The organism is Clostridium polynesiense (genome assembly GCF_000820705.1).
GTDB lineage: Bacteria > Bacillota > Clostridia > Clostridiales > Clostridiaceae > Clostridium_AA > Clostridium_AA polynesiense.
On the sequence record NZ_CCXI01000108.1, the window covers coordinates 25,972 to 31,971 of the forward strand.

At 32.7% G+C, this 6,000-nt stretch carries 9 protein-coding genes; 3 read left to right on the plus strand and 6 right to left on the minus strand.

The features are described 5' to 3' along the window. Positions 1-39: 39 nt before the first annotated feature. The 6 genes from TA89_RS10055 to TA89_RS10070 all read right to left on the minus strand — a co-directional run bounded on the left by TA89_RS10055 (position 40) and on the right by TA89_RS10070 (position 3,424). A complete protein-coding gene (locus TA89_RS10055) occupies positions 40-945 on the minus strand; it encodes a prenyltransferase (protein ID WP_040213107.1) in 906 nt (301 codons plus the stop codon). Positions 946-1,013: 68 nt separating this feature from the next. Further along, positions 1,014-1,799, minus strand: coding sequence for an ABC transporter permease (locus TA89_RS10060; RefSeq protein WP_040213108.1), 786 nt, complete (start codon positions 1,797-1,799; stop codon positions 1,014-1,016). Next, positions 1,786-1,911: a hypothetical protein gene (locus tag TA89_RS19055; RefSeq protein ID WP_278246228.1), complete on the minus strand. Its 126-nt coding sequence runs from the start codon at positions 1,909-1,911 to the stop codon at positions 1,786-1,788. Before TA89_RS19055 ends, TA89_RS10060 begins: the two co-directional genes overlap by 14 nt. Beyond that, entirely contained in the window at positions 1,892-2,404 is a 513-nt protein-coding gene (locus tag TA89_RS10065; protein ID WP_242850112.1) for an ATP-binding cassette domain-containing protein, read from the minus strand. Before TA89_RS10065 ends, TA89_RS19055 begins: the two co-directional genes overlap by 20 nt. Continuing rightward, entirely contained in the window at positions 2,374-2,514 is a 141-nt protein-coding gene (locus TA89_RS18850) for a hypothetical protein (protein WP_242850113.1), read from the minus strand. Before TA89_RS18850 ends, TA89_RS10065 begins: the two co-directional genes overlap by 31 nt. Next, positions 2,507-3,424, minus strand: a complete 918-nt coding sequence (locus TA89_RS10070) for an ABC transporter substrate-binding protein (RefSeq protein WP_052447418.1) — start codon at positions 3,422-3,424, stop codon at positions 2,507-2,509. The genes TA89_RS18850 and TA89_RS10070 overlap by 8 nt, the downstream gene beginning before the upstream one ends. A 298-nt stretch (positions 3,425-3,722) precedes the next feature. On the opposite strand from TA89_RS10070, the gene TA89_RS10075 reads away from it, so the two are divergent. From TA89_RS10075 to TA89_RS10085, 3 genes are all read left to right on the plus strand, one after another. Beyond that, positions 3,723-4,808 (plus strand): ABC transporter permease, encoded by a 1,086-nt coding sequence (locus TA89_RS10075; protein WP_040213110.1) that lies wholly within the window; start codon positions 3,723-3,725, stop codon positions 4,806-4,808. A 1-nt stretch (position 4,809) separates the two neighbouring features. Beyond that, on the plus strand, positions 4,810-5,469 hold the full coding sequence (locus TA89_RS10080; protein ID WP_052447419.1) for an ABC transporter ATP-binding protein: 660 nt from the start codon (positions 4,810-4,812) through the stop codon (positions 5,467-5,469). Between the two features lies 1 nt (position 5,470). Then, positions 5,471-6,000 (plus strand): hypothetical protein (locus TA89_RS10085; protein ID WP_147590109.1); only part of this gene is annotated, 530 nt, incomplete at its 3' end.

Sequence of the window (6,000 nt, forward strand, 5' to 3'; positions counted from 1 at the left end):
GACATTTCTGAGGCTTGTTCTAATGTACTTATTAAGTACTTATGAAACCATAAGTGCAATTATAGTTATTAAATTAAAGGATATATGAAGCCAATTAGTGATTCTTATTGCACTGGTTTTAGGTATAGAAACCTTTTTGTAGGATTTTATCGCAATAGGAAGGGTTAAAAACACAGCCAATGCTAATGGAGGCAGTTTACCTATAAATACAAAAATCACCGTAAGAAGATATGCTGCAACTATAAGGGCTAAATAAATCATCTTACCTGCTTTAACTCCTAAAATTACCGTAAGGGTCTTTATTCCCAAATCTTTATCTCTTTCATAATCCCTGATCTCATTGGACATCATCATAAGAGGTATCATTAAACCTGCAGGAAGGGTATAAAGTACCGGTTCAAAGGAAAACTCCCCGGCAAACACCATATAGCTTCCAAGGACCATTAAGGAACCTACCAATATAAGAGACAATATAGCTCCAAGACCTCTTTTTTTATAAACAAAAGGCTCTCCGGTATAAGCATAGGCTCCTATTATTCCTGCAATTCCTACATAAATAAGCTTTGTAGTGCTTATATACATAAGTATAACCCCAATTAATGCGGTTATTCCTATACACACCATACTGAAGGCAAATACTAAAAGATCAAAGGCGGTCCTTTCATATTTTAAGAACTTGTAGGTTTTCTCTCCCGGTCTGTGATATTTAAAAGACCCCTCGTAAAAATCATTAATTAAATTGGCACAGCCTAATATGCTCATGCCTCCTATGGTAACAAGTACTATTTTGAATATATCTAAGGTTCTGTTAGATGTAAAAAGTAATCCTTCTCTGTTTGCCATAAGCATCCCTAAGGTGGTAGACGCCAGTGCCAGAGTAAGAGAGAGAGGTCTTAGCGCTATCCATAAATCTTTAATAAGCTTTATCATATAACCTTTTTTCATAATATAATCTTCCTTCGTATTAATAGTTTTATACTGATTAACTTTTTCTTCTTGTCTCTATTAATTAGTTATGCTTCTGAGCCTGAAACCATATGTTCCCTGGATATTTTTATCCATGGACAGAGCTTCATTTCTAATATATCAATTAATTTGAAAAGTATAAGACCTAATAGGCTTAAAGCCATTATTCCGCTGAACATCTCTACATAATTAACCATGGCAAAGCTGTTCATTATAAAATATCCAATTCCGTAGGTAGTAGCAAAATTTTCGCTGAAAAATAACACTGATATGCTTATCCCTATACTGTTTCTCAAAGAAGTTATTATTTTAGGAAGCAAGGCAGGTATTATTAAATGTCTGTAAAACTGGAGTTTACTTAATCCAAGGGAGTTAACAGAATATATAAGCTCCTTTGGGATCTCTTTAACTCCGTCTCTTGAGGCTAATATAAACTGAAATACTATGATAAACACAATAAGCAGTATTTTTGGTGTGTTTCCCAAGCCGAACAAAATCATCAGTATTGGAAGAAAGGCTATTTTAGGAAGAGGATATAGTATGTATATAGTGGGTGATATAAGTTCTTCAGCCCAGGAATTTACTCCTATAAATATCCCTAAAGCAGTTCCTATAATTAAAGAAAGGCTTATTGCCCATAGTATCCTTCCAAGACTTACAAAAAGATGTCTGCTTAAGGTTCCCGGAAATATTTCCACAAAATTAATAAGGGTTTTATAAGGAGATGGTATTGCCGCTGAGTCTACTGCAAAATAAAGTATGCACCATAATAATGTTACTATAAACAGTCCATATAAGGTTTTTCTTCCAGATGAAAACTTAGATTTGCTCATTTAATACCTTCCTAACTTCCATACATATTTTATAAAATTCTATATTGTTTCTAAGGTCCTTTTCTCCGAAGTATGGATTTTCTATTATGCTTTTAATTTTTCCATCCTTCATAACTGGCAATTTTTTCACCAAGGAATACAGCTTCTTCAATATTATGGGTTACCATTATCAAGGTGAGCTGCTTTTCTCTGTAAATATCTAAGATTAGATTTTGAATATGCTCCTTTGTTATTGCATCCAAAGCTGAGGAGGCCTCATCCATTAATAGAATATCCGGTTCAAGAGCCAAAGTCCTCCCTATGGCTACCCTCTGTTTCTGTCCTCCACTGAGCTCATCAGGAAATTTTTTTGAATGCTCAAGTAAATTAAGATTCCTTAAAATTCCTGAAACCTTTTCTTTAATTTCTTCCTTATCACCTCTTCTTGCCTTTAATGGAAAAGCAATATTATCCCATACATTTTTCCATGGAAGAAGACCATAATTTTGGAGTATAAGTCCTGTACTTTTTCTTACCGATTTCAGCTCTTCTCCATTTATTGATATACTGCCGGAAGCCGGTCTGGCTAGACCGGCTAAGGAGTATAGTAATGTAGTTTTCCACAACCTGAAGGACCTATTATTGCAAAGGTTGCATTTTTCTCAATATTTAAAGAAATATTATGGAGAACCTTTTCCTCTCCATAAGATACGGAAAGGTTATTAACATTAATCATTAACAAATTTTCCTTCCACTAATTCACTATATTTCAGATTCACTTTTTTCCCAAGTACCTCTTCATTCCATTTCATTATTTCCTTAAGATACTCTTCACTGGGAACTCTTGCTTTATTATACTTTGGCAGTATAATTTTATCTTTAATTTCCGGTGCCAGCTGAAGCTTTTTAACCAAAATCTCTCTTGCTTCACCATCATTTTTATTAATTTCATCCACAGCTTTATTGTATGCTTTGTGGAAAAGCTTTAAGGATTCTTCCTTTTCTTTTATAGCTTTTCCCGTAAAAACCATAACATCAGGGGAAAATTTATCGGTATTTTCAATTACAAGCTTTGTAAGACCATTCATCTCACCCTTTGAAGCCATAGGTTCAGGAATTACAGCCATGTCTAAGCTTCCCTTCCCTACCATTTCAAGCCTTGCAGGGATTTCATTTATATAAACCTTGTCCACATTATATCCAACTAAGCTTCTGTCTGCTAAGTAGTTGGAGACACTAACCTCCATCATACCGACCTTAACATTTTTATCCCCATCATAATTTTTATTGATTAAAAATGGAAATACACCATCGGTACTGGTGGTTACTTTTATATCAAATCCGTTTTCAACATTGTTTACCAGTGCAATTACATCTGTCATAGCTCCATCCAATTCATTACTTTGAAGGGCGCTTTGCCTGTTCATAGCATTTGTATAAACTTGTACCTCTATATCTAAACCTAGTTCTTTAAAATACCCTTTTTCCTCAGCAAGAAATATAGGCGCTGAATCTACTGCAGGCATAACACCAATTTTCAATGCAGGTGTCTGCTGAGGTTTTTCTTCTGTATTCTTACTGCATCCTGCAGCGAATAAAATAAAAAATAAAGATAAAAATGCAATAATACTTTTCCTATACTTCATGATACATCTCCTTTTAAATTATTAAATATATATTTGTCTTTAGTTATGTAACCAAATTCCTATTATATTTTATCAAAGCATTGTTAATATGTATACAATGTTATTTTGGAAATTTATAGAGTTTATTTTAGTATATATATTGTCAGTAAACTCTATTAAATTATATTATATTCAAATAATTGTATACTTTGTATTTATTTAGAAAAGATTTTTAACCTTTATATAGAATATAAAATTTAAATCTTCCATTTACTTTGGAAGGTTTAATCTGCAGCCTGATACATGAAAGGAATCAGCAATGAGATATAAAGATATTTTAATAAGGGCATATAAAAATATATTGAATAATAAAGCAAGAAATCTTCTCCTTCTTATCTCCATATCCTTAAGCATCACTTCCCTTATAATAATGCTTTCCATAGGCTACGCTCTTGAAAAGGAATTTAAGGCTCAATACAGCACAAAGAATGATCCTTTAAACATCAGCTTATTTGTAAAAGGAGCAAATGACCTTAATAAGATAAAAGAGCTCCTAGACAATAATAAAAGTAAGGTCATCCATTTTAAATATTACAACAGATTGTATTCAGATAAAGATGTAAAAATAAATAATAAAATAAGCAGCCTTTCTATATATTCCAGTGAAGGTATGGATAAACCGGAAATAAATAAAAAGTATTATAAACAATTCGGTTTTTCTCCTTTAACCATATCCTCTGAGGATGGAACAGAAACAATATCACCTGTTAATTTAAATGAAAAATTAGAAGGAAACTTACCAGTAATCATAATTCCTCATAGTACTGCTAAGGGATTATCTCTTTTAAAAGTCAGAGATATTATTCTACAGATCAAATGTTCTGATGAGCCAGCCGGTGAAAGTATTTTAGCTTCCTTAAAATCACTTGGATATAATCCCGGTGGGGGTGCAGGAGGCTATAAAAAACTCTCGGATATATTCAAGATAGTCAGATATATTTTAACAGGCATAGGAGCTATAGCTATTTTAATTTCTCTAATAACTATTTCCAACACCTTGGCTGCCTCTGTAGAGGAAAGGCTTAAAGAAATTGAGATTATGAAAATATTAGGCGGCTCTGAAAAAAGCTTATCAGGAATTTTTGTGGGAGAATTTATTATTTTGGGAGCTGCTTCTTCAGTTTTAGGAATTATACTGTCTTTATCTATTTCCATGATATTAAATTATTTATATCTATCATTGAATATCAGTGAGCTTTTCAATATCTATAAAATTTCTTTAGTGGATTTCAAAGCTCTATCCTTAGGAATGCTTATATCCTTAACACTGATTATTTCCACTGTATTTTTCATGATTAATAATCTTATGAAAAAAAGCTATTTACAGGTATTAAAGGAGGAATAAGATGACAGCAGCATTAAAAATTAACAGCGTGAGCTATAAATATCCAAATAAGAATTTATTATTAAGTAATATAAACCTAGAAATCAAAGAAGGCGAAATAGTATGCCTTATAGGTAAATCAGGCTGCGGTAAAACCACTCTTCTCAATATCGCTGCCGGCCTTATAAAGCCTGTTGAGGGAAATGTAAGGATAGGAGGTACTGATATATACAATATTAAGAAAAATAAGCTTTCAAGCTTTCGAGGAGAAAACATAGGCTATATATTTCAATCCTTTAACCTTTTAAATAACATGAACTTTTTAGATAATGTAGCTATGCCACTGGAGCTTTCCGGCTGCAGAAAAAGACTTCGAGAGGAAAAAGCAGAGGAGCTTCTTGAAGCTTTAGAGCTATATGACAAGCTGGATAGTTATCCCTATCAGCTATCCGGTGGAGAACAGCAGAGAGCCGCCATTGCCAGAGCATTAATCAGAAGACCTAGAATTATACTTGCCGACGAGCCAACAGGTAATTTGGACAGTGAAACGGAAAGGGTTATTTTAGGGCTTCTTAAGGATATAAGAAAAAAATATAATACCTCAATGCTCATTGTAACTCATGATGAAGAAGTGTCTTCTCTGGGGGATAGAATAATAAATATCAAAGATGGCAGGATTTAATATGAGATGGATAGATTTAATAAAAAGAAGCTGGATAAACATAAAGCTTAAAAAGAAAAGAAATTTAAGAATAATTATTTCTATTACTATAGGTGTATTTTCAGTTTTTATGATGCTGACCTTAACCATGAATATCAAAGAAAGGATTAATTTCCTTGCATCTGATTATGATAAATATAGGGAAATAGTTATTCAAGCTCCTTTAACCGCAAAGAATTCCTCGGATTTTAAAGAAGAGACAGACTCAATTACAGGCAGCTATAGCAATGCTGTAAAAGAATTGGATATAGATAGTACCAATGAGCTCTTAAATTCATATAAAAATAACCTGGAGGATGGATATAAGCTTTATAATATGAATTGGAATTTAGGATATATAGATAATTTTATTGTAAGAACAAATACAATGGCTGTTTCAAAGAACAGGCTTAAAACTATTAAGAATGAAAAGGGTGCTCTGGTGAGTAGAAGCTTTTTAAATAATATAATCACCGCAGAAAACTACTCAAAAGGCAGACCCATGAAGGAAGA